This is a genomic window from Microcoleus sp. BR0-C5, assembly GCF_036705045.1.
Taxonomy (GTDB): domain Bacteria; phylum Cyanobacteriota; class Cyanobacteriia; order Cyanobacteriales; family Microcoleaceae; genus Microcoleus.
Map to the genome: position 1 here is coordinate 1 of NZ_JAUBTR010000061.1, position 24,527 is coordinate 24,527.

The following is a 24,527-nucleotide window of genomic DNA, read 5'->3' on the forward strand; positions in this document are numbered from 1 at the left end:
TAAAAAGCATGAGAAAAAAAAGGAAAAAGAAGCCTGCGGTCTAACTGTACTCAGTTGACCGTCAGGTTTGTTCACAGGCAACTTTAACGTGGGTTCAAATCCCACCCTCTCCGTACATCTCAGCGTCAAACGCGCACCTTATTAACCTAGGGTGCGCGCACCTGCTCATATTATGAAATTTAAGTCCACCATCTCAGTAGCATGATAGCGACTTTCATTTCGGTAAGGTAAAGGCTTAGAATCTCAAGAGAACTCTTAACACGAAACCGGTCACAAAAAAGGGAAGACTATTTGTAAAGCAGGCCGTTGCAAACCGCTGTCTCAATCACTAATAAGATGCAGGCGGAGGATGGGAAACTTAGCCTAGATTCTTTGTTTCCCTAGTCCGTAGTCGCCAGTTCCTAGCACGAAAAACTCTAGCCTGTTGCTCGTTACCCATTCCCCGTTTCCTCTTTCTTCTAATAACAGGGCTTGTAATTGCAAGGCGGCGCTAATTGCGCTAATTGCTCTAAAGACCTGCTACCAACTGCTCACACCGGAATAGAAATCACAAACTCCGAACCCTGACCGAGGCAAGAATTCACCACTAATGTACCTCCATGTTTTTCCACAACAATTTGGTGGGCTATAGACAATCCTAATCCAGTTCCTTGACCCACACACTTGGTGGTGAATAAGTGGTTAAAGATGTTTTCCTTGACTTCGTGCGACATCCCCACTCCATTATCCTTAATGCGAATCAAAACCTGATTGTTGTCTTCGCTCAAAGCAGTCTGAACCGTGATTCGATTAGGTAGGGCTTTAATTTCAGTAAAACTCCGCCCCTTATTGGACTCCTCCAGAGCGTCAATCGCATTAGCCAGCACATTCATAAATACCTGGTTTAACTGTCCGGGAAAGCATTTTACTAGGGGCAAGTTACCATACTCTTTCACAACTTCAATGGCAGGGCGGAACTCGCTGGCTTTTAAACGGTGCTTGAGAATTAGCAGAGTGCTTTCGAGTCCGTCGTGAATATTGAAAGAAACTGGTCGATCGCTATCGGCCCTCGAAAACGTTCTCAAACTCGTACTGATATTGCGGATGCGATCGACTCCCTCCTGCATCGAGCCAATCAATTTGGGCAAATCTTCTCGCAAATACTCCAAGTCCATCTCCTCAATTTCTGCTTCAATTTCCACTCCCGGGTCGGGAAATTTTTCTTGATACAAATCAATCAAGTTCAATAAATCCCCCACGTATTCTTGAGCCGGCTGCAAGTTGCCGGCGATAAAGCCTACGGGATTGTTAATTTCGTGGGCTACCCCTGCGACTAAATTTCCCACAGCAGACATTTTCTCATTCTGTACCAGTTGCAGTTGCATCTGTTTGAGATCGTTGAGATAAAGCTCTAGTTTTTGGGCATAATCCTGGGATTGCTGATACAGTCGGGCGTTCTGTAAGGAAATTGCAGCTTGCGAGCACAGGATGTTGAGAATGGCGACGCGATCGCCCGTGAATACCCCTGTTGCTAAATTATTTTCCAAATATAAAATCCCGATCATTTTCCCTCGCTCGCTGATCGGAGTGCAAAGCAGGCTCTGAGGTTGGTGTTGGATTATGTAGGGGTCAGATGCAAATCTTGGTTGATTGCTAGCATCATCAAAAATCAGGGTTTCTTTTGTACGTTTGACGTAGTTGATTATGGTTAGAGGAATTACTTCTGTCTCCTCAACCGGAATTGATTGCAGAAGGCAGTCTTGACGGTTTGTGCAGTGGACGTTTATCCTCCAGTTTCCCTCTTCATTCAAAATTAATGCTCCGGTTTGTGCTCCGGCATTCTTCACCACCACTTGCATGAGGGTAGTGAGCAATTGATCTAGTTGAATTTCGCTAGATAGAGCTTGAGAAGCTTTGATAACTGTCGGCAAATCTACTAAGCCCCAACTGCTGGTGCTACCGACAAGTGTTTTATTGATCTGAGATAGGGATGATTCACTATTGCTGGAGGTATGAATTGTTTCGCTCGGATACTGGCGACTTCGCTCCTGTTGCAGGATAGGAGCCAGCAATTGGGGATAGCGCTGTTCTAGATGGTCAATCTTTGCTTTGGCTCCCCACTTTGCATAGGCATAGTAAGCATCAATTAAATAGGGTTTTGCCAGTTTTTCTTTCCCCCATTCCAAGTAGAATTTAGCTGCGAGTTCGTGAGCTAGTGCTTCTTCGTTGATGTACTCGTTTTCTTTGGCAAAAGCGATCGCCTTATCGTACATCTCAAGCGCTTCTATTTTTTGGTTTAAAACCCGATGCCGTTCTGCCTCTACTAGATAGAATTTATGCAGATGATTCATGGGGGCATGATGCGCCCATTTTTCCATTTTTTCTTGATTAGCTCCTACTCTGTCGAGAATAGCCTGTTGCTCGGATTGTGTAGTATCGCCATACACTGCCAGCCGTACTAAAGAATCATAAAAATGGAATAGAGGAACAAGGGGCAATGATATCACTGTGCCCAAATACTTTTCGGCTATAGCGATATTCTCAATTGCTTCTGAGTAATTTTCAAACCAGTAACTAAGTGAAATTTTGTTCCAATATATGTAGGCAACTCCTATTTTGTCGTTTGCTTGCTGATACAGTGGTAACCTTACCTGCTCATCCCAGACTTCACCCTTTAGAACAGAGGGATTGTCACTTTTTCCCAGAAGATTTAAGGTAACCTGCCAATAGATTTCTAGATAATTAAGCGCTGTTTCTTGCTTAATTTTATGAATAGCATCTTTGTTTCTTGCTATCTCTCTTTCAAGGACAGCTAATTCTTTGCCACTAAAGTAAGCAAAATAGGAAGACGCGAATAGACTATAGCTCGCATATTCTAAATCTCCTGTCTCCATTCCGATAGAGTAGGCTGACATCAAAGGTTCTAAGGATTCTCTCAAATGCTCTTTCCAATGTCGGATAAATATATTTACTATCATGACTGTCTTGGCTTTAATTTCTTGAGCATTTAACTTGGACAATAGACTTAAAGCCAATTGACCAAACTGATAACCTGAATCAATATCTCCCACAATGCCACAAAGAAGAAGACCATAATTGGCATAAGCAAATGGAGAAACCAAAGCGTTACCATATTGAACGGATAAATCTATTTGTTTGCACACCGCCAAAGGCACCAGTTCTGGCGTAGCCGTGAATGCAGGAGCAAAGATACTTGATAAAAGTCTGATGGCTGCTAATTTATAGGGATCGGTCATTTGAGGCAGCTCAATTAAGTCCTCAATTCGCGTTCCGCTCAAAATTGACGCGGTTTCCCCTAATGCCTGCCCAATATCAGAGGGATTTGGCTCGGAGGGAAACTCGACCCCCAACTGTTTTAAAACTTGTAGTCCCGTATTCAGCGCTTCCTGTAGCTTGTTCTGAGCCATATAAGCTTGCATCTGAACTTCGTACACCTTCACTTTGTCCAGTAGCGATATCGCTTGTTGCAACACTAAATCAGCCAATTTCTGCATCTGGTCAAAATCGCCGTTCAGATAAGCCGCTTCTGCTGCTTCCTCATGCAGCGCCAAAGTGAGTTGATACTGATTCTCCCAGCTATTGGTTGTCAGTAATTCCCTTCCCACATTCAAATATTCAGTAGCAGCAGCGTAGGCTGTTGAAGCTTTAGCTTTCTTTCCAGCCACCAGATTCAATTGTGCTAATTGCTCCCGTTCTGCTGACTGACTAATTAGCTCAACTCCCACATTCAAGTGGTTGACAATATCAAAAATTCTTTCTTCTCGTTCGGCTTCTGGCGTATTCTTTAATAACAGTTGACCAATTTTTAAATGAGTCGATCGCTTTTGGTTGTCAGGAATGAGGGAATAGCCAGCTTGTTGAATGCGATCGTGTAAAAACTTATATTTGGGTACTTGGTCATGGGTAATTAATAATTGATCGGATTCCTTGCCATTACCGATTACTAATTTGCTATTTCCCTCTGTTTGATAAAATTTGTAAATTTCGCTAATTGGTAAAATTAGCCCTTCTTGCAGGGCCTTCCATAAAGCAGATGCGGTTTCTAGTGGAGATTTTTCATAAACAATTGCCAATGTCCCTAAATCGAACTGATTGCCAATACAGGCTGCTAACTTCAAGACTTCTTGCGTTTGAGTTGGCAACTTTTGCAACTGAAGCGCCACAAACTCAACTACATCATCGGTGATTGCTAGCGAGCGCACGGCGGCAATATCGCACTGCCAATAACGAAGATCAAAATTAAACTCAATCAGTCCATCTTCATATAATGACTTGAGAAATTGAGTGCCAAAGAAAGGATTACCTTGCGTTTTTTGATACACCAATTCTCTCAGAGGTGCAGCTAACTCTGTCGAACAAGCCAGAGTATCGGCAATCAAAGAATTAACATCCGACTGTTGCAGGGGAGCTAAAGTAATCGTATTCGTCTTGGCTCCATTTTTTTTTATTTCTGCTAACGTTAGCATCAAAGGATGTGCTGCAAATACTTCGTTATCTCTATATGCTCCAATCAGGAAGAGATAGCGGTTATCAACATCGCTCATCAGCATTTGCATCAACTTCAACGAAGCTGAATCTGCCCACTGCAAATCATCCAAAAAAATCACTAAAGGATGTTCTTTAGTTGTCAAAACTTGAAGAAATTTTTCCAACAACAAATTAAAGCGATTTTGCGCGGCACTGCCAGCAAGTTCGGCGACTGGCGGTTGCTGTCCAATAATACGTTCTAGTTCGGGAATGACTTCAACTATCGCCCCAGCGCTATCTCCTAAAGCTGCCAAAATCTTCGATTTCCATTGCTCAACTTTAGCATCTGTTTCCGATAGCAATTGTCCCATAAAGTTGCGAAAAGCTTGGACAAATGCGCTAAAGGGGAGGTTGCGTTGGAATTGATCGAATTTGCCTTTAATAAAGTAGCCCCGCTGCCGCACGATAGGTTTGTGAACTTCGTTGACTACAGCGGTTTTACCAATACCAGAAAAACCCGAAACGAGCATCATTTCGCTGCTACCCGCACTCACCCGGTCAAAGGCTGCTAGCAACGAGAATACTTCGCTTTCTCTACCGTATAATTTTTCTGGGATGATGAAACGATCGCACAAATCTCGCTGCCCTATTGTAAAGTTAGTCAGCGCCCCTGTCTCTTGCCATTCGTGCAAACAAGTTTCCAAATCGTACTTGAGTCCCAGGGCGCTTTGATAGCGGTCTTCAGCATTCTTCGCCATCAGTTTGCTGACAATAAGAGACAGCACCAATGGAACGCTATTGTTAACTCTTGAGGCTGCCAGCGGTTGTTTGGCGAGGTGGCAATGTACCAAATCCATTGGATCGTCTGTTTGGAATGGTAATTTTCCTGTTAGTAATTCGTAGAATGTTACTCCTAGCGAGTAGAAATCTGTGCGGTAATTAATGCCTCGGTTCATTCGCCCAGTTTGTTCGGGAGATATGTAGGGTAAAGTGCCTTCGAGGACGTTGGGATTTTGAATTTCTTGGGTTTCGCGCGGCAGCAGGGAAGCGATGCTCAAATCAATCAGCTTGACTTCTTTGCTGGTGGGGTTAATTAGAATGTTGGCGGGTTTGAGGTCTTTATGGATGACTCGGTGGCGGTGAAGTCCGTCCAGGGCGCTGGCAATTTGAATCGCCATCGGAAAAAACTCGTTAACGGGCAAGCCTTCTAGAGGTTCGTTGCTAGCGGATGGTAGATTAGCCAGGTAACTACTTAAGGAAATTCCGCCAAAGTCTTCCATCACCAGAGCATAGCGGTTATGATAGCTCTCCAGGCTGTATGCCTTAACAGTGCCGGGGATATTTAAGTTTTTAGCAATTACGTATTGGTTGCGGAAGTAAACCAGTTCGTTGAAGCTGGGAAATTCATTTCGCAGTAGTTTGATCACGACGGGCTGCCCATTTGAAGAGCGAATGCCGCGATAAACTAGAGTTCGATTGCCTGCGTATATTTGCTCGTTAATCTGATATCCTAGGAAAAGTTTTGTGATGTTAATCATATCTACGTATTCCTACTGCTTCTGTCAAACCAAAAGCTTGTTAGAGTTACTATCTACTATTTTCGCTCCCTCTGCTGTGCTATTCAGTCAAGTACATTTTTCTTAATATACTTTGTGGCTCAACTTATGAAAGTGCTAGTTTAAAACAATAGTGGAAGATTTTATGTAAGAGCTGTTTATACTTGAGTTAAGGCTCAGTAGAAAATGAAAGAGGCTAATGCTGATTGAACGACAGCAGTTGATAGAAGAGGAATTTAAGAGGCTAATCAGGTACTTAAGAGTATTTTTGAAACCGATGCTTGAATGCGATCGCCTCTTAAATACTTAATGTCTAGTTTAGGTGATAATTTAATGTCATTAGTACAATTCGGGCCGAGCGAAATTTAAAGCGGGAAGCAGAGGAAATTGAGTTGGTGTGTCAGATTTGGGAGAAATTGGGATTCATGGGATTGCCAGCCGAATTATTTGTCCAACTGCCACAACAAGCTGCCCCACTCTAATAAGTGAATCAGGCATTCAATGCCAAAATTCAGAAGCAGACTATGGAACTAGCCCAAGTCAATTATATTTGACCACTCACATACTTATAATTACCAATTACCCCTGAGATTTTTTCACTTCCAATACCTGCGCCAGTGAAACAGATTCTCCCATAAATTGCGCGAAAAAGCGTTTCTGCCCAAGCGCTGCGACTCCCAAACAGCAGCAGTTTGACCATTAATTTCCGAAAGACTCGACCAAATATAAGGAAGTTGGGCGATCGCCTCAACCTTCATCCCGTGACGCACAGCCAAAGCGATCGCGTGAATCAACTCAGCAGCTTGCGGCCCCACAATACTCGCTCCCAAAATCTCCCCATTACGACGCCCGACAATCTTACAAAAACCCGTTGTATCCCCGGACATTTGAGCTCTTTCAACATTCTTAAAATATTCCCGACAAACAATCAGATCGTCTCCAAAACGGCGCCTTGCTTGCGCTTCAGTCAAGCCAACCCTCGCCAACTGCGGATCGGAAAAAATCGCCCAAGGAATCCCACGATAATCTATTTGAAACAGTGGCAAAAACAAAGCATTTTTCACAGCAACCGCAGCTTCGTAATTAGCGATGTGATGGAACGGATAACCTCCAGCAACATCGCCGATCGCGTAAATGCGGTGATTTGTTGTTTGCAGCTTTTCATTTAAAATCACCCCCCGATCGCTGAATTTAACCTTAGCCGCTTCGAGATTTAACGATGAAAAATCGTGCCCTCTACCGGCGGCCAGAAAAATCTCCTCAGCTTCGATCGCCCTTGGCCCAGCTTGAATCCACTTTTTACCCTCAATCACCCTAGCTTGAGTCACCTCAGTAGTAGTCAGAATCCGCACTCCTTCAGCTTCCATTCCAGCTTGCACCAAACCAGCAGCCTCCCGGTCTTCTTTAGCCAAAATGTGCGAACTTTTCACTACCAAAGTGACAGCAACCCCCAACCGGGCAAAAGTCTGAGCCACTTCGACACCGCTGGGATCGGCACCGATTACAGCCAAACTTTTAGGCAACTGTGGAAGTTTTGCTAATTCCCCGACAGTTTCCGAAGTAAAAAAGCCAGCAGACGAAAGTCCTTCAATATTGGGAATCGCCGGCAGAGTTGGACAAGCTAGCAAATAACAGAGCGAGCGCAATTTTCGCCCGCCGACAACAAAAGCCAAATCTGGTTTCGCAACAAACTCGCCGTTGCCAACAATAACATCGACTCCGCGAGCAGCCAAAAGGCCGAGAGAATCCATTTCTGACAAATTAGAAACAACATCATCTGCCCACTTAAGAACGCCCTCAAATCGCAATTTGAGCGGCATGGAGGAATTCGCGACTTCCCAACGAACCCCCAACTGCTGGCGACTGATCTGCTGGGCAAAACGAGCAGCCTCCCTCAAAGTTTGGCTGTATCTCAAACCAAGGTCGATCGACTCTTTCCTCCCTGTGGGCAAATCTTGCGAATTACTAAGCGGTTCCACCAAAGCAACGCGGGCCGGGAAATTAGTTGCAGTCAAAGCAGCATAACGTCCGGCCGGAGTTCCACCAATAATCACTAAATCATAGTCAAGCATAAATAAAGAAGTCAATCGATTTTAGATTTTAGATTTTAGATTTTAGATTAAAGAATTGAAGCATTAACCACGGATAAATTCGAGGGGCAAGTTTCATCGGATACAGGTTTTTTATTTCTGGGTCCTGAGTCTGCTTTCGGAATGAATCACGTGGCGGGTATCCTGGATGCTTGATTGTCATTAGTCATTAGTCATTAAGGAATGAGAATTAAATAACTTAGAATGCGTGATGGTTCTTGTGGGATGGGCGTCCCGCCCGTCCAGAAAGGGCGGGCGGGACGCCCAACCCACTTTCAAGAGTGTAAATTATTTAATTCGCGATCCTAAGCTGTCGCGCATTTAAATTGTATATTAAGGGCGGGCGGGACGCCCAACCGCTACTCCCCACAAGACTTTAATTTTTTTTGACATACCATTTAAATGCAGAACAGCTTAGTCATTAGTTAGTAGTTTAGGACGATCCGCGCGCGGGGTCATAAACCCGGTTTCTTCCTAGAGACTTCGCTGCAAAACCCAAGGTTTACCAGAGAAACCGGGTTTCTTGGGGAGGTACTCTCAAACGACCAATAAAATCGTTTGTCACCTTTTATTGGTTGTCAACAGTCAACTGACAACAGTCAACAGTCAACAGTCAACAGTCAACTGTCAGCTAACGAATCACTTCGGCAAGTCCAGCAATCAGGCGCAGATTGTCCGCCCTGGAACGCACGGCCACCCGAAAAAACCGATCGCCCAACTCAGGAAAACTCAAACAATCCCGAATCAAAATCCGGTGTCGTTCCAACAGACTTTTTTGAATAGAAGAAACCGAGATAGACGACTCAACCAACAAGAAATTAGCCGCCCCTGCAAAAGGTTGCAAACCCGGCAAATTAGCCAAACCCTCAAATAGCTCAAAGCGAGCAACAGGCAGCCAATCCCAAGTTTGCCGCTCAAAAACAGTATCTCGCACCACAGCAGCAGCAGCAGCAGCAGCCAAAGCATTCACAGGCCAAGGATCGCGCTGCTGCTGCCAGCGGCGCAGAATATCGGGATGGGCGATCGCGCAGCCCAACCGCAGTCCCGGCAGAGAATAGAATTTAGTGAGCGATCGTAAAATCACCAAATTCGGAAACTCCTCAACAGCATCGATCAAAGTTTCCTGCTCAGAAGGCGGTAGAAAGTCCATAAAGGCCTCATCCACCACCACCATACCTAACTGCTTCACATAAGGCAAAATCGCCTCCCTAGCAAACAGCAAACCCGTAGGATTGTGCGGGTTGTTCAGTAGCAAACCTCGTCGAGAGGCGGCATCGAGAGCAAGAGGAACTGGGATACGAAAAGAAGGGGAGACAAGGGAACGGTTAGAAACCGACAAATCATCCGCTACTAACTCGTTTCCTGCCCCAACGTCCAACGATTTCAGATCCAACTCAGATGTGGCACCATTCTCAATTAGTTGTTTAGGAACAGGCATCTTGCCTGTTCCACAAGAAAATTCATCTCTTGTGGAATGGGCATCTTGCCCGTTCTTGACAATGGTGCAAGATTTAATATCCAAAGGGCATTTGATCACCTGCGCGCCGAAAGCCGAAAGAGCCCGCGAGTAATCGCCAAAAGCCGGAGTCACCAAATAAGTCGCCTCCAGCTTCGACAAATCCCAAGCTGCCCAAGTCAACAATTCCGCCGAACCATTCCCTGGCAAAATCCAATCCCGGTCAACATTCAAAGCCTCCCCCAAAGCAGTCCTGAGCTCTCCATAATCCGGGTCTGGGTAAGCCGTCAAACTGCTCAAGTGAGCTTGAATCGCAGCCACTGCCGACTCAGGAGGGCCCAAAGGACTGATACTCGCAGAAAAATCGACAATAGCAGAGGCAGGGCAGCCTGCCAGTGAGGCTGCCCAAGCTAAATTCCCACCGTGTAAAGGTCTAATCAAGACTCAGTTCGCCAGCTATTCCGCGTTTTTCGGGGGTGCAACTCTGTCCTTAAACAACTTCCCTGCGGAAAATGCAGGAACTCTGGTTGCCGGGATTTCCATCTTGTCTCCAGTTTTGGGATTGCGACCCTCGCGGGCCTTGCGTTCCCGCGACTCAAACGAGCCAAAACCGACCAGCGTCACCTTGTCGCCATCGGAGACAGCTTCCATGATTGCTTCGAGGGCGGCACTCAAAACAGCATCAGCCTGTTTTTTCGTCACGCTAGCCTTTTCCGCCACTGCATCAACCAATTCACCTTTGTTCATTGCGAACTCCTTCTCGATTTGCAAAATTACGTTAAACAGAGTTAGTTCAACTATTAGCTGTGAGTTATCAACTGGATTGAGGTGTGGATTGGGAGGTTTGGGTGGTTCCCGATTGCTCCCGTCCGCTTCCGCAAATCACAACTCCTGCTGAATACCAATTACCCTAGGGTAATTGGTCAGAAAAGGAATTTTTGTTTCTAACTGCTGAAAACCCCACAGCATCTAATTTTCACTGCATTATTCTAAAGTCTTGCCGACCGTTATGGATCGGTGGAACCTTTAATTTATATGGAACTTGCTAATTTTTGTAATTAATCCCAAAATTTAGGTAAAAAAATACCACCTTGGAGACAAGATTTATTGCCTCGGTGGATTTCCGATCAGAAAAAAAGGATAAATAGAAGGAATAAAATGTAATTTGTCAAGGGCTAAAGGAAAAGTTTTTTCCTTCTTCCTTCTTTCTTTCCCCTTTCTTTTCCCCGTGGGGCAGGGCTGTTTCATTCTCCCGAAACCCGCCAGGGGTTTCAACCCCTGGCTAATAGCGAAAGTCGTCTTCAGACGACTGAAAGAGTGATTGATAGTCCTTTTGCAGAGGACTAATGAGTTCTTTAGTCCTCTTTGAAGGACTTTCGCTTTGAGGCCGGGGTTTCAACCCCTGTCGGACTGTCGGACTGTCGGACTCAGGGGAAAGAGCGTGGAAAGTTGACACCCATGCCTTCTTCCTTCGTTCCTACTGTCTCGGCTGGACGGGCTGACTGCGCTGCAACAGTTGGCGGGCGTCGGGACTGATGCTGTTTTGGTAGCCAAAGTTCGATCGATCACTATCATCCAAAATCTGTGGAGTCAGCAATACAATCAACTCCGCCCGCTGGTTGGTCTTATCAGTGCGCCTGAACAGCGAACCGATAATCGGCAAATCTCCCAAAATCGGAATCTTGTTCGCTGTAACCCGTTCTTCATCGCGGATAATCCCCGAAACAATCAAAGTCTGACCGTCCCGCAGGCGGATTAGCCCCGATTGCAACGATCGCTCGCCCAGCAGCCTGATAGTATTTGTGTTCGGGCCCGTGCTCAGGTTTTGGGGGGTGCCAGGTGTCCTGATAATCGGGTTCACCCGCAGAGAGACAAAGCCATTATCGTCAATCCGGTCGATCGCCACCCCCAACTGCAAACCAGCCCTGTCTTTGACAGCCGTCACCGTTGTGGTACTTGTATTTCCGGTAGTCTGGGTGTCGGACGTGATGTTACTGATCACCTCATCAGTGATATTCACATTCGCCGTTTCTCCTTCTTGAACCACCAAAGTCGGATCGGTCAGGATTTTGGCATTCTGGCTCTGAATAGTTGCCTGCAACGTAGACAGGAACCTCCTGGGATACTGGAACAGCGGGAATAAGGCGAAAGTTGCATCTCCTGCAGTTGGTGCCGTTCCTGGGTCGTAATCGCTAATTCCAACTCGCGTGGGGTCAGTGGTAATTGGGGAGATCGGCCGGAGGAACACACCTTTGCGGCCGTTCGCTGTCAACGGTACGGTAAACCGGCTGTTCGGATCGTAGAAAGGCTCCACGTCTGCAAACGGAAGCCCGACAATGGGCCGATTAGTTATGCCGCCGACAGCATCGGCCCTAGCGGGCGGATTGATGCCACCAAAATTGAGACTTGCCGCCCCGTCGTCATTGACAAAGAAACTGTTATTAATTCCGAAAGAGAAACTGCTGCTACTGACGTTGGCTCCCGTCAAGTTGATATCGATCACCTTGACGTTGACAGCCACTTGACGGCGGCGCAAATCTAGCTGTGTCAAGAAAGCCACAGCCATGTCAACTTTGCGCGGGTCGCCCACCAAAGTGATGGAATTGAGCCGAGAATCCGCCAGCACCGACAGTCCCCTCAGCAACAGCGGCCCAGTGCCTTCCCTAGCGCCGATCGCCTTAATGTCGGGTTCCCTAATTTCCACATCCCGCGCAGCATTTCCCTGGCCCACGCTTTGAATAGTCACGCGAGTAATCGGCAGTTGAGTTTCCGCGCCTTGAGCGCTCAAAAAGTTAGCTGCATCCGTAGAGCGAACTTGATTGAGCCGCAGAGTCCGAATGATAATATTGCGGGAGTCGATCGGCAAGTTAGTCCCTACAAAAATCGTCCGCCCCTGGCGGTTAGCTTGCAGCCCGCTGAGCCTTAGCACGTAATTAAAGACATCTTGCACCGACTCATTTTCGATGTCCAAAGAAATCTTTGGCCCTTCATCTGACCCCGATACTCCTGGCTGACCAGGCACTGCGGGCTGGCCCGGTTGAGCAGGGGCCCCGCCGCCTGTAAAAGCAATGTTCAAGCCAGCAGCGCGAGCCAGCAGAGCCAAAACGTCTCGGACTGGGGCATCCCGCAGCACCAAGCGGGGGATGCGTTCTCCCGAACTCAGTTCAATATTTCCCGCGCCGGGGGCGATGTTAGACACCGCGATATCTCCCAAGGGCGGCGCCACGGCCCGTGGCTGGAAAGGCGCAGCCTGATTGGTCTGGGATTGTATTTCGCTGGGGAGGGGCGGCCGATCGTTTCTGGTAACAGTAACTTCGGGATTTGGCAGCAGCACGCCTGGGTTTTGCGAGGTGCGGACTTGGGGAGCCGGGGGGGGAGCTGTTTGGCTCAGCGGCAGTCCCGGAGGTGGCGGGGGTGGAGTTTGGGCAGACTGTGCTGTGCCACCCTGTCCGGCAACGCTAAGGACGATGCTTTGGCCTTGTCCCGGAACAATTTGTCCGTTGGGAACTCCGTTGGTGCCGGCTACCACAACGCGGATGCTGTTAGCCTCTACCTGGCTGATTTCTACTGAAGAAATTCCCGGAGCGGGGTTATCTTGACGGAAGCTGTTGCCTTGTGGCAAGCGGAGCTGGGTGTTGATAATTGTGGCTTGGTAAGTATTGCCGTTATTGATGGCGAAAACTTGCGGGCGATCGCCCTTTTCTGTCGCCATAACAATATTTACGCCATTATTACCTTGACTTATTTGCACTCCTGTGACTTGAGTCGGCACTGCCAAGACGGGGGCTTGGGCGATCAAAACTCCTGCAACGCTGCATAAGAGTCCTCCACTTAACCGTAGATGCTGTTTCACGTTCTCTCCTCAACTACACTTTGTTATTTATTTGTTGTTCGCAGTCTTTTGTCGCTAGCTGCTAAACTGACTAAAATATTCAAGGGTTCGAGCCTTTTTGAAAGGAGAAGTTATGCCCTTTTCGATTGGCTATTTTCGATTGGGAATAACTGATGACATAAGGGTTAGAAACTATCCTACAGCAATCCTCGCATCATTTGTGGATTTCTTACTCCCTCCCCTTTGTAAGGGGAGGGTTGGGATGGGGTAAAAAAATTACGACTCCTGCAAGGATTGCTATACAGTTCCATTACTTTGAGAAATTGGTATTAGAAGAAAGTAGGTTTTAGAGCAAATTGTTGATTGCCATCTAAAAAATATTTTTCTGACATTCATACTTTTTTGACTTCTACCTTCAATCTTCTAAATTCAACCTTCTGCCTTCTGCCTTCTCCTTGCTTGTGAAAGAGCGAGTTGGGAACAATAGCTAATATCTATCCGCCCAACTACCGCTACTTAGCACCAGGACTCGGAGCCTGAGTTGGCGGTTTTTCTTCTTGCTTTAACGGCAGCAGGGCGTGCAAGTCAAAAGCAGTTTTAATTTTAGTTGGTGGCTGCTCCACAGGAACTATTTTACCTTTCAAAAAGTCAACTTCAATTGGCTGATTTGATGCTACCAATTCAGATCTCAAATTCCTCACTACCAACAGCGACTGCATCAACTCCAAGTTACGCATAAAATTGCGGGTTTGAGCAAAAGTGCCTTCAAACTCTACCTTAAATTTTTTGCGTCTGAGCTTGCCAGCCAGGGACGGCCCGAAGGAGGTATCGGCCAGAATATCAGGGTCGGGAGCTCCCGGCGCGGCGGTTGCTGCAGCTGGGGGCATATCCGGCTCAAATTTGGTAATTTTAGCCTTGAGGTCATCTCCTTCCACGCCGGCGTTGATTCTATTAACCAGTTGGGTCATGTCAAGCAAAAGCGTGTTGGCGCTGGCGTCGCTGGCAAACATTGCCGTCACGTTGGCCCGGCGCTGTTTTGCTTCTTCTTGCTTGGCTTCTGCTTCTGCCTTTTTTTGAATTTGAGTTTGCAATTGCAGTTGTGTTTGCTTGCTTTCGCTAATTTTTTGCTTGGATGCGTCGGCTTTTTGGAATTCCGGGAATACGAACTGGTAGCCGAGGCCGCCGGCAATGACGAGGCCGAGAACCGCGATGCCGATTGCTTGGACTTGGGGTGTCAGCTTAATGCCGAATATTTCCTGACCCCCGGTCTCTTCTGCTTGTCCGCTAGGACCATACTCATTTGCGAATGTCATTGTTTTTTCACCTCTGGTTTTTGTGGTTCTAGCACTCCTTTTTCTTGAAGTGTTTCTATCCGTATTGCTAGCCCGTCTGCCTGCTTGCTGCGGAGCTCGGGGAGCAACTCGGAGGCTCCCGTCGGGCTGAGCGTGGTTTCAATTTTATATTCCACCACCGGTCGCAGTTTGGGAAGTTCTGGTGGTGCTGCGTTTTGGTTACGCACTTGTAATTGTGCGGGGTTGTTTTTTAATGTGGCCGCTATCAGTTTGGTATCGGTGTTAAGGAAGAAAGGAGAGCGCTGGACTAGCAACATAAAGTCGTTAACTTGAGCAAAGGTACTAGCTATCCCTGAAATTTGTACTTTTGCTGCCTGCTGCGGGACGACGGGGGCGGGAGCAGCCGCCGGGGGGGGGCTGGCTGGAGACGGACTCGCCCCTGGGGACGGGCTGGCTGCGGGGGTCGCTACGGGTGGGGGTGCTGCTGCAACGGGGGAGGGACTGGGGTCGATTTGCTCGATTTTGGCAATTTGCACTCCCGCCGGAGTGCGGGCACTGAGGTCTTGCAGCATCGCCGACCAAGGTTTAATTTGGTCGAATACTCCGGCTAAGGCTTTGTATTCGGCGGTAACTTGGTCGGTTTCGGCATTGATGGCTTTGATGACGTTGGCTTGAGTGTTTAACGTTGCCAGTTCTTGGTCGATGGTTGCTTGTTGTGCGGCCAAGTTGTTATTTTCGTTAGTCGCCCACCACCAGGCGCCCATGACTGCGGCGACGATGCCAAGGGCAAACAGCGTCGCCCCATATATGGGCAGTTGGTCTTTTGCTCCACCGGAACTTTTTTTAGCTGAGCTTTTGGCTGCTGCAACGGGTTTGTAGTCCGGACGGTCGTTGAGAAAATTAATATCTAGGCTGTACATGGCTTCACTCGATTTTATAGCAGAAGGAAGAAGGCAGAAGGCGCAAGGTAGAAGGTAGAAGGCACGAGGTAGAAGGTAGAAGGTAGAAGGAAAAAGTGATCTACCGCTTATGTTTCAGCAATTAAGAACGTCCTAACAGTCTTGGCTGTTGCTATAGATTTAAATTTGAAATTTTAGATTTTAGACAGAACCCAAGATTGCTGGTACAAGTGAAGGATTTATTTAGGGAAGAAAGAAACAACTTTCTGCCTTCTACTGAAGGAAGGGGCTGCTTCTACCTCAGATATATTCTACCTTTTACCTTTTACCTTCTACCTTCTATCTTCTACCTCCAATATTCTACCTTCTGCTTTCTGCCTTCTTCTTTTGGAAGGGGTTTTTACCTAAAATTCTCACATCTGTTTTTCTCTCATCTAAAACTGTTAGGTCACATAACCTCCCTTAGTCCTAAACCTAGGGCGACTCCTAAACCTGCTCGCTGTTCTGGGGTAATTTCTTGGCTGATTTCGAGTCCTAGGGTTTCGATGGGATCGACTTGAGATGCGGGCAAGCTTAATCTTTGCATAAAAAATTCGTCTAGTTTGCCGATCGCAGCTCCAGGACCTGCTAACAGCAGTTGCGCTACTTCGAGTTCTTCGCTCTGGTTGAGGTAAAAGTCTACTGAGCGGCGCAGTTCGTCTGCTAGTTCTCCCAATACTTTAATCATCGCATTTGTACCGGGATTGGCGTCTCCCGATGCGCCCATTGTATCTGTGACTGGCAGGGTCATGCCTTGCAGTTCGCTGGTGTCTCTGGTTGGCGGCAGGTTCATGGCTTGGTTGAGGGCGGTCTGGATTTGGTAGGTGCCGATCGGGATGGTACGGTTGAACTGAGGTATGCCGTCCACTACTATAGCTAACTCGGTACTGTCAAATTCTATGGCGGTCAGGACGGCTGCTTCTTGGGAGGAAAATTGTTGCAGTTGTTCTTTGAGGGTGCGGATTAGGGCAAAACTGGTTACTTCTAATACGTCTATAATCAATCCGGCTTCTTTGAATGTTTCGATGTATGTGTCGGTAACTTCTCTGCGGGTTGCTACTAACACGACTTGCACTTTTTCTACTCCGTCGTCATCTACAAAAAGGCCTATTTTTTGATAGTCTACGTCGGCGTCTTCTCTAGGAAATGGCAAGTACAGTCCTGCTTCTGCGTTCATGTAATCCCGCAGTTCTTCTTCGTTGAGCTCTGCGGGAACTGGGATGAGGCGGATGACTGCTTCGCGGCCGGGAATGGCTGTGGCTACTCGCTTGGCTTTGATTTTGTTGTCCGCGAGGACGGCGCGTATGAGTTCTGCCATTCCCGGCGGATCGACTATTTGTCCTTCTTGTACATAGTCTTCTGGAACTTCTATTGAGGCTAGAATGCCTAATTTTAATGCCTGAGCTTTCTTTTCGAGCTGAATGATGTTGATGCGGTCTGGGGCTATTTCGATCCCGATTCCTGGCTGGCGTTGGGAAAGTAGACCTTTGAAAAAGTTAACCATGTGATTGGGTCGTCGGTAATTGCTATTTTTTTCTTTTGTAGTTGGCCAGCCTGATTCAGCGCGCAGGCGTGTTGGAGGGTTGGTTTCCAACTGCCGCAAGAGTGCTGTAATCTCGGTATCCCGCCGTATCTGCACAGTTCAGTCTGTGTTGCGCGATCGCTAGTTCCGATTTTATGCTATCCAATTTACTTGACAATAGCTATTCTGCTGCGAATGTCAATAAATTCCAGCTCGATCGACCGAAAACCTGCCGATTCTGCACAAAAACAGACTATCTCGCTCGCCGTGCCCAGGTACAAAACTCTGTTACTGACTCGATGGCGCTTGATTCGGGCGAGCGCTTTTTTGTCAAACGGTTCCCATAACTCTCAAATTTTATTCTATGAAACGTAAATCTTGGCAACTGTTTGCTGTTTTTGGACTGGTGGGGCTGCTGCTGGCTGCGGTGGTGAGTTGCGGCAAGCCTGCTGTTAATTCCCAGGCAAATAATACGCAGGAAATCGAGTTCTGGACTATGCAGCTTCAACCTCAGTTTACTGAGTATTTCAACAAGACGATCGCCGGTTTTGAAGCCCAAAATCCGGGGGTGAAGGTGCGTTGGGTGGACGTTCCTTGGTCGGCGATGGAAAGCAAGATTTTGGGGGCGGTTTCGGCGAAAACTGCGCCGGATGTGGTGAACCTAAATCCCGATTTTGCTTCGCTGTTGGCGGGACGCAATGCTTGGCTGGATTTGGATTCTCGGATTCCCCAGCAAGTTCGATCAACCTATCTCCCAAATATATGGAAAGCTAGTATGCTCGACGGCAAGAGTTTTGGCATTCCTTGGTATCTCACGACTGGGGTGACAATTTACAATACGGAGTTGTTGAAGAAGGCTGGAATTGCTAAGCCTCCGGCTACTTATGCCGAGTTGGCAACTGTTGCGAAGCAGGTGAAGGAGAAGACTGGTAAGTTTGCTTTTTTTGTGACTTTTGTGCCGGAAGATTCGGCGGAAGTTTTGCAATCTTTCGTGCAGATGGGTGTGCCTTTGGTTGATGCTAAAGGCAAGGCGGCTTTTAATACGGCTAAGGGCAAAGCGGTTTTTCAGTATTGGGTAGATTTGTACAAGAACGGACTTTTGCCGCAGGATGTTTTGGTGCAGGGACATCGTAGGGCGATCGAGCTTTATCAAGCTGGGGAAACTACTTTTTTAGCTTCCGGGCCTCAGTTTTTGAAGGCGATTGCTGAGAATGCGCCGAGTATTGGTGCTGTTTCGGCTGCTGCGCCTCAAATTACGGGGGAAACCGGCAAGAAGACTGTGGCGGTGATGAATTTGGTTGTGCCCCGCGACAGCAAGCGCCCTGATGATGCTGTCAAGTTTGCTCTGTACGTGACTAATTCTCAAAATCAGTTGGCTTTTGCTAAGGCTGCTAATGTTTTGCCTTCTACGGTTGAGGCTTTGCAGGACGATTATTTTAAGAACGTTCCGACTGATGCTGCTGCTGCCGATCGAGCTCGGGTTGTTAGTGCTTCTGGGTTGACTTCCGCCGAGCTATTGATTCCCCCTCTCAAGGATGTTAAGAAGCTGCAAAAGGCGATTTATGACAATTTGCAAGCGGCAATGTTGGATGAGAAGTCGGTCGATCAAGCTGTGGCTGATGCGGCTAAGGCTTGGGATCAAAGGTAGTTTTTAATTGAAGCTGGGGCGGGATTTTTTTTGATCTCGCCTCTTGCTTTTAAGGTTGAATTGTCCAGTCTTCCTGCACTAAATCAGGCACTTGCGAAAAATCTCGGTAGTTGCGCGTAACGAGGATAGCATTATTAGCCAGTACAATAGCAGCAATCCGCAAATCTTGCGTGCTGATGCGTATTTTTTGACGACGGAACTCAGTGTAAATAGTGGAAGCATTCTGGTCAAACTTCAGAATGTTGAGATTTTTGAAATCCTCTAATGTATCCCATAACCTGGTGTAACCCCATACTAATTTGTCCGCTTGCGAAGGGACCGAAGCCTTTCTGATAAAATCGAACCAGCCGCGAATTGCTTCCTCTACGGTTACGATAGTTACAGCAAGGTTTTCTGCGTTAACCTCGACCCGCTGCACCATCATGGGATCATTCTTTTGCAAATCGGAGAAACAATTCGTATCAAGTATGTATAGGCTCATTCTGTCTCAACCGCAGCGTCAATTTGACTGTAATAAGCTTCGGTTTCTGCATCGAGTTCGCGGCGATATTCTTCTATGTGTGCCAATACCTCATCATAATACGGATCGTTTTCATACTTACCAGCTAACCTCACCCAAGGATTGTTCGATCGACTAGGAGTGAGTTTGACAGAGACGATTTCAGCTTCGGCTAGCTGGGCATTTACTAAATCGTGAAGGTTTTGCAGTGCTTGCGATCGCGTCTCGCCAAAAGCTTTACATTCGGGCCACCCCAGCAACGCTGCACTGACTGTTCTGTCTGATTCGTTTTTAATGATTATCTGAACAGTTGAGCTGTCGAGGTCGCCCCCAAAGTTAGTGCGATCGGCTGCGCGAATGTCGCAGGTAGCGTTACCTGTTAAGAGTGTTTTTGTCTTGACTGTCTGCTTGGTGTTTTCCTGGCGCGGCTTTTCTCTTTCTGCCATGATAGACGCCTTCACTGCTGCTGTATTGTTTTCCTGAAGCTGCTTGATTATGTTTCGCCTGAAAAGCTCGTCAAATAGTAAAGTTTGCTCTTGGGCTGGCAAAGCTTCTATATATTCAATTAACGTTTGCACCGATATAAGGCTGCTCATAAACTTCTATCTCTAAATTTTTCTAAACTCATTTATATTGTAACAAAAATTATGCCTTGGGCCTTGGGCATTAGGCATTAATCTTTTTTAATCTCGCCCCTTGCTTTTTTCTGCCACTTGACGTATTATTAAATAATGGGAATCTGTGCCGCCCTATATATAAGCATATATAAGCTTTTAAGTTATTATCGAATGATGAAATTATCGCCTCTTCACAACGCGGAGTCGGAGGAAAACTCTGGATAAGTCAATCTCGACTATTTTAGAGGTAAGTGTTTGTAGATAAGAACGATCGCTCATCCCAGAAACCGAGTTTATATATCCCGTGCGATCGCCTTTCTCAATTCACCTGGATTGATGATTTGTAGGAAGATAGTCTGAATTCCTCAAATATTCAGAAATTTGACTCGTGTTAAAATCAAAGCTCAGATCGGAATAGGAGAAAATTCTTATGCCAGCGATGACACTCAAAGATTTAAACCAAGTTCAAACCCTTTTTTCCGAAGCGGGTTTAGATTACAAAATTGAACTAGAAGACGGGAGACTTTCAATTATGGGGCCATCAGACATCGTATCCAGTGAAATCAGTAGCCGTCTCATCGCCTTTCTTTTCGCTTGGATAAATCCCCGTCGCTTGGGGAGAGTCTTTGACTCCGCAGGCGGTTTCATCATGCCGGATACGAATGTCAAAGCACCGGATGTTTCTTTTGTGCGCGCCGCCCGCTTGCGCCAAAGTCCGCGTTATTTTGGAGAACTTGTCCCCGATTTGGTGGTTGAGATTAAATCTCAGAATGATCGCATTAAGCCTATAGAAACCAAGGTTTTGAAGTTTATAGAATTGGGTGCGCTCGTCGGAATTCTGATCGATCCTGATGAAGAAACAGTGACTATTTATCGCTCTACAGGTGAACCGACTGTTTTAGGAAATGGCGATATCTTAACAGTAGCAGAACTTTTTCCCGGTTGGGAATTGCCCGTTTCGGAATTGTGGCCTCCGATTTTTACAGAGGAAGAAACACAATTATGATGCGTTTAAGTTTGGGATTGTTGTTGTTGCAGAAAATAGCCGACGAGATAAAGCGAACCGCAAAGAATTGTTAGGTTGTCACCTGTAACAGCAGCATCTAAGGCTGTTGTTAAGTCGGGGAAGGCTTGACAGAGAGTTAATTCGGGGCAGATAATTTGAGCGAGGGTGGCTAATTCTGCGGGGGATGATGAGTTTTGATCGGGTACGGGTACTAGGTAAAGTTGATCGCCCTTTTTGAGTAATGCTTTCAAAATATCATCGCAGTCTTTAGTCGCAAGAATGCCGATTACCCAGTTAACCGGTGGCTGGTGATTGTTCAGGCGATCGACATATTCACGCAGGGCCATCGCTGCGGCTGGATTGTGCGCGCCGTCAATTAATATATTGCGGTTTTTCCAAGTTGTCTGCTGGAGTCTTCCGGGCCATTGGGTTTTGGCGATACCGTTGGCGATCGCGGTTGGGGAAATTTGCCATCCTTGGTTTTGGAGAGTTTGCAAAGTTGCGATCGCAATTGCTGAATTCATTAGTTGAAATTTTCCCAGCAGCGGCAATTGATATTTTATTTTAACCGCATTTTGATTTAACTGATATTCTGCGAATCCTTGTCCTAAATCTATTGCTGGTTTTACCCAACTTGCCGGACAGTCTAATTCTTGAATGCGTTTTTCTACAACTATTCTAGCTGATTCTGGCAATTCTCCGATAACTGCCGGACATTTTGCTTTAAGAATTCCCGCTTTTTCCCCAGCAATATCTGCCACCGTGGGGCCGAGTATTTGCCAGTGTTCGAGACTGATAGAAGTGATGACGCTAGCGAGAGGCGTTTCGCAAACGTTAGTCGCGTCTAATCTACCTCCTAATCCAGTTTCTATGACTGCGATGTCTGTTTTTTGTTCGGCGAAATACAGCCAAGCTGCTGCGGTGATTATTTCAAATTGAGTGGGTGTTTCGGTGTTGTTTTCGGTGGCGGCGACAACTCGTTCTAGACACTGTTGCAATTCTGTTGGGGAAATCGGTTTTTGGTTGATGCAAATTCTTTCTGTCCAATCGATTAGGTGGGGGGATGTGTAGCGCCCGACTCGATAGCCTGCTTCTGTTAGTACGGAAGAGAGATAAGCGCAAACGGAACCTTTGCCATTGGTGCCGGCAATGTGGATAATGGGTACTTGTTTGTGGGGGTTGTCTAGTTTTTCTAGAAGTTGTTTGATTCTTTCGAGACCGAGGTGGACGCCGAAGTGTTGGTAAGATTTGAGGAGGGAATTTGCATTCATTGAGGATTATAAATTCTGTTTGTTTGGGAATTTGATTTTTTTATTAACCGCAGAGGGCGCAGAGTGAGAGAAGAAAGAGGTAGATATCTAATAAAAGAGAGGTTTATAATTGATTTATTGTATTTATTGCGGGTGAAAAAACGTGGCTGTGGATATTATTTCTCTGTTTGCGGGTTGTGGCGGATTGGATTTGGGTTTTCGTCTGGCTGGGTTTAAGCCGGTTTGGGCTAATGAGTACGATCGCACTATTTGGGATACCTACGAGTTTAACCATCCTGAAACTATTTTAGATCGAAGAGATATCCGAAACATCAATTCCGATGAAATTCCCAACTGTATTGGAATTATTGGCGGCCCTCCTTGTCAAAGTTGGAGTGAAGCCGGTGCGAAACGCGGGATTGATGACAGTCGGGGTCAGCTTTTCTGGGAGTATATCAGAATTGTGGGCGACAAGCAGCCTTTGTTTTTCTTGGCTGAGAATGTCAGTGGGATTTTAGCTTCCAGAAATAAGGAGGCTTTCACTTATATATTATCGCAATTCGAGCAAATTGGCTATCGGGTTTCTTACAAGTTGTTGAATGCTAAAAATTTTGGGGTTCCGCAAGACAGGCAAAGGGTGATTGTTGTCGGTTATCGGCAGAATCTGGGTTTTGGTTTTGAGTTTCCCGAACCTGGAGATGAGGTTTTGACTTTGAGAAATGCGATTTCTGATTTGGAGTCGATCGCGCCTATTCCAGTTAAGGGTAAATTAGATAATTATCACGATTATGTCCCAAATCACGAATGTGCGGATTTGGGGTTTTCGAGCATTTATATGTCGCGAAATCGAGTTAGAAGTTGGTCGGAACCTTCTTTTACTATTCAGGCAAGCGGCAGACACGCGCCTCTCCATCCTCAAGCTAGTAAAATGATTTTGGTTGGCAAAGACAAGCGCATTTTTGACCCCAATTCGCCTCTGCCTTACCGTCGGCTTTCTGTGAGGGAATGTGCGAGAATTCAGACTTTCCCGGATGATTTTATTTTTAAGTACAAGTATATTGCTGATGGATATAAAATGGTCGGCAATGCTGTTCCTGTGAATTTGGCTAGAGTTTTGGCAAGTAAAATTTTTGAGGATATTGGAAAGTCGGGCAGATTAGCCACCTCGACTTTACAATAATATTTTTTGTTAGTTTTGCCATTGGTCATCTAGGGTAAAATTCCGGGTATTTTTGACAATAAATACTTGATTTTCTTTGATTAAGTCTCCCGTACAGAAAACGGGCAAGCGTTCTTGATAAGATTTGATAGCGAGGATGTAGTCTTTGTCTGCAAGTTCCGTTTTAATTTTCCGCAGTTGGTCGCCAATGACACCTAATAAGGTAATCTCGCCACTTAATTTGTCGGCGTTAGGAGTGTGAATTTGAATCACGATTCCCTGAATAGTTGTATTAGGAAGCCCGGTAATTAAATCTGCTAAAATTTCCATTTGAGATCGATTTTCGATGACCTCCAATGTCTCTAGCATCAAGTTCATTGACACGGGAAAGTCAGGAAGAGTGGAATTTAAAGGTAGAACGATTTGAGGTGCTTCTGGCTTGATATCGCTGCTTGTCCAAATAATAGCGCGGCTGTCAATTTGTTGTGCTTGTTTCCAACCTTTTGCTTCTAAGTAGTAGCTAATTTGCTGAGGTTGGAGATTTTTGAGCAATTCAATATCCTTTATTGTCACATTCATAGTTGTCTCCCGGTTGCGATACGCTGCATGATAGTTGTCAGAGTCTCAGCCGAAAATATATTTGTTCTGGGTATTGAAATAGTGACGGTTTCTTTATTGTCAGTAGGTGATGCACCTTCTAATGATATCCAATAAGCGCAGCGTTTTAAGCAAAGTTCCGCTTCTGTTTGTTGCAGCCAGTCGTTGACTCTATCGGGAACGCTGACCACAATTATAATTCTAGGAGGATAGGCGTTGCTTGTACTCAATTCTTCGTAGTTTTTAATGTTCAGGGGATAGCGAAGGCTATTTTCGTTGAGGATATCTCTTGAGGTACATTTGACTTGAAGGTAAAGAATGGGAAAGTTTGGTAAACCTGATGCTGCTATTCCCGTGATAATTAGGTCTACACCCAGTTTATCTAGAGGAGTAGTTGTTCGCTGGCAGATGCACCCGGCTGCTGAGGCAACTGCGTAAATGTAAGCATAGCTGAATTCTTCTTTTTGGGTGTTGATATCCATGAAACTGCTACTGCAATTTTGTCGCCCTAAAGTAATGATATAACACCAAATCGGATTATAAAACTCTGCTATATAAAGTTGCATAAAGTTGCATAAAGTTGCGGTGCGTGACTAAA

Annotated in this window: 16 protein-coding genes; 3 read left to right on the forward strand and 13 right to left on the reverse strand. The window is 46.2% G+C overall.

Annotation, left to right across the window (positions count from 1 at the left end):
• Window positions 1-530 precede the first annotated feature (530 nt).
• The 8 genes from QUB08_RS23750 to pilM form a co-directional block, all read right to left on the reverse strand.
• Window positions 531-6,005 carry an AAA family ATPase gene (locus QUB08_RS23750; RefSeq protein ID WP_333227652.1) on the reverse strand — a complete coding sequence of 1,825 codons (5,475 nt, stop codon included), beginning with the start codon at window positions 6,003-6,005 and terminating at the stop codon, window positions 531-533.
• Between the two features lie 614 nt (window positions 6,006-6,619).
• The gene (locus QUB08_RS23755) at window positions 6,620-8,110 is read right to left on the reverse strand and encodes a dihydrolipoyl dehydrogenase family protein (RefSeq protein ID WP_445300950.1); all 1,491 of its coding nucleotides are present in this window, start codon (window positions 8,108-8,110) and stop codon (window positions 6,620-6,622) included.
• A 634-nt stretch (window positions 8,111-8,744) separates the two neighbouring features.
• A complete protein-coding gene (locus QUB08_RS23760; RefSeq protein ID WP_333227654.1) occupies window positions 8,745-10,010 on the reverse strand; it encodes a threonine-phosphate decarboxylase in 1,266 nt (421 codons plus the stop codon).
• Between the two features lie 15 nt (window positions 10,011-10,025).
• On the reverse strand, window positions 10,026-10,334 hold the full coding sequence (locus QUB08_RS23765) for an HU family DNA-binding protein (protein ID WP_333198661.1): 309 nt from the start codon (window positions 10,332-10,334) through the stop codon (window positions 10,026-10,028).
• A 712-nt stretch (window positions 10,335-11,046) separates the two neighbouring features.
• On the reverse strand, window positions 11,047-13,422 hold the full coding sequence (locus tag QUB08_RS23770; RefSeq protein ID WP_333227656.1) for an AMIN domain-containing protein: 2,376 nt from the start codon (window positions 13,420-13,422) through the stop codon (window positions 11,047-11,049).
• Window positions 13,423-13,913: 491 nt separating this feature from the next.
• Complete coding sequence (locus QUB08_RS23775) at window positions 13,914-14,714, reverse strand: pilus assembly protein PilO (RefSeq protein ID WP_333227658.1); 801 nt, start codon at window positions 14,712-14,714, stop codon at window positions 13,914-13,916.
• Window positions 14,711-15,613, reverse strand: a complete 903-nt coding sequence (locus tag QUB08_RS23780) for a PilN domain-containing protein (protein WP_333227660.1) — start codon at window positions 15,611-15,613, stop codon at window positions 14,711-14,713. Before QUB08_RS23780 ends, QUB08_RS23775 begins: the two co-directional genes overlap by 4 nt.
• Window positions 15,614-16,040: 427 nt before the next feature.
• Window positions 16,041-17,135: a type IV pilus assembly protein PilM gene (gene pilM / locus QUB08_RS23785; protein ID WP_333227716.1), complete on the reverse strand. Its 1,095-nt coding sequence runs from the start codon at window positions 17,133-17,135 to the stop codon at window positions 16,041-16,043.
• A 382-nt stretch (window positions 17,136-17,517) separates the two neighbouring features.
• Here pilM and QUB08_RS23790 point away from each other — a divergent pair, with 382 nt between their 5' ends.
• On the forward strand, window positions 17,518-18,801 hold the full coding sequence (locus tag QUB08_RS23790) for a sugar ABC transporter substrate-binding protein (protein ID WP_333227662.1): 1,284 nt from the start codon (window positions 17,518-17,520) through the stop codon (window positions 18,799-18,801).
• A 49-nt stretch (window positions 18,802-18,850) separates the two neighbouring features.
• Here the strand turns inward: QUB08_RS23790 and QUB08_RS23795 are convergent, their stop codons facing one another.
• Together QUB08_RS23795 and QUB08_RS23800 are read right to left on the reverse strand one after the other, a co-directional pair.
• Window positions 18,851-19,282: a type II toxin-antitoxin system VapC family toxin gene (locus QUB08_RS23795; RefSeq protein WP_333227664.1), complete on the reverse strand. Its 432-nt coding sequence runs from the start codon at window positions 19,280-19,282 to the stop codon at window positions 18,851-18,853.
• On the reverse strand, window positions 19,279-19,896 hold the full coding sequence (locus QUB08_RS23800) for a hypothetical protein (RefSeq protein ID WP_333227666.1): 618 nt from the start codon (window positions 19,894-19,896) through the stop codon (window positions 19,279-19,281). Before QUB08_RS23800 ends, QUB08_RS23795 begins: the two co-directional genes overlap by 4 nt.
• Window positions 19,897-20,347: 451 nt before the next feature.
• Between QUB08_RS23800 and QUB08_RS23805 the strand changes: the two genes are divergently transcribed.
• Window positions 20,348-20,923, forward strand: a complete 576-nt coding sequence (locus QUB08_RS23805) for a Uma2 family endonuclease (protein ID WP_333227668.1) — start codon at window positions 20,348-20,350, stop codon at window positions 20,921-20,923.
• A gap of 5 nt (window positions 20,924-20,928) precedes the next feature.
• On the opposite strand, the gene QUB08_RS23810 is transcribed toward QUB08_RS23805, so the two are convergent.
• Window positions 20,929-22,194, reverse strand: a complete 1,266-nt coding sequence (locus QUB08_RS23810; protein ID WP_333227670.1) for a folylpolyglutamate synthase/dihydrofolate synthase family protein — start codon at window positions 22,192-22,194, stop codon at window positions 20,929-20,931.
• A gap of 148 nt (window positions 22,195-22,342) precedes the next feature.
• Between QUB08_RS23810 and QUB08_RS23815 the strand changes: the two genes are divergently transcribed.
• Window positions 22,343-23,353: a DNA cytosine methyltransferase gene (locus QUB08_RS23815; RefSeq protein WP_333227673.1), complete on the forward strand. Its 1,011-nt coding sequence runs from the start codon at window positions 22,343-22,345 to the stop codon at window positions 23,351-23,353.
• Between the two features lie 9 nt (window positions 23,354-23,362).
• Here QUB08_RS23815 and QUB08_RS23820 read toward each other — a convergent pair whose 3' ends face one another.
• Window positions 23,363-23,911 (reverse strand): hypothetical protein, encoded by a 549-nt coding sequence (locus tag QUB08_RS23820; protein WP_333227675.1) that lies wholly within the window; start codon window positions 23,909-23,911, stop codon window positions 23,363-23,365.
• On the reverse strand, window positions 23,908-24,495 hold the full coding sequence (locus QUB08_RS23825) for a DUF4365 domain-containing protein (protein ID WP_333227677.1): 588 nt from the start codon (window positions 24,493-24,495) through the stop codon (window positions 23,908-23,910). Before QUB08_RS23825 ends, QUB08_RS23820 begins: the two co-directional genes overlap by 4 nt.
• Between the last annotated feature and the right edge of the window lie 32 nt (window positions 24,496-24,527).

Excerpts from the sequence above, each read along its gene's own strand:
- QUB08_RS23805 (WP_333227668.1), top strand. The coding sequence starts at position 20,348 with ATGCCAGCGATGACACTCAAAGATTTAAACCAAGTTCAAACCCTTTTT.
- QUB08_RS23780 (WP_333227660.1), bottom strand. The coding sequence starts at position 15,613 with ATGTACAGCCTAGATATTAATTTTCTCAACGACCGTCCGGACTACAAA.
- QUB08_RS23790 (WP_333227662.1), top strand. The coding sequence starts at position 17,518 with ATGAAACGTAAATCTTGGCAACTGTTTGCTGTTTTTGGACTGGTGGGG.
- QUB08_RS23810 (WP_333227670.1), bottom strand. The coding sequence starts at position 22,194 with ATGAATGCAAATTCCCTCCTCAAATCTTACCAACACTTCGGCGTCCAC.
- QUB08_RS23800 (WP_333227666.1), bottom strand. The coding sequence starts at position 19,896 with ATGAGCAGCCTTATATCGGTGCAAACGTTAATTGAATATATAGAAGCT.
- QUB08_RS23795 (WP_333227664.1), bottom strand. The coding sequence starts at position 19,282 with ATGAGCCTATACATACTTGATACGAATTGTTTCTCCGATTTGCAAAAG.
- pilM (WP_333227716.1), bottom strand. The coding sequence starts at position 17,135 with ATGGTTAACTTTTTCAAAGGTCTACTTTCCCAACGCCAGCCAGGAATC.
- QUB08_RS23820 (WP_333227675.1), bottom strand. The coding sequence starts at position 23,911 with ATGAATGTGACAATAAAGGATATTGAATTGCTCAAAAATCTCCAACCT.
- QUB08_RS23775 (WP_333227658.1), bottom strand. The coding sequence starts at position 14,714 with ATGACATTCGCAAATGAGTATGGTCCTAGCGGACAAGCAGAAGAGACC.
- QUB08_RS23825 (WP_333227677.1), bottom strand. The coding sequence starts at position 24,495 with ATGCAACTTTATATAGCAGAGTTTTATAATCCGATTTGGTGTTATATC.
- QUB08_RS23750 (WP_333227652.1), bottom strand. The coding sequence starts at position 6,005 with ATGATTAACATCACAAAACTTTTCCTAGGATATCAGATTAACGAGCAA.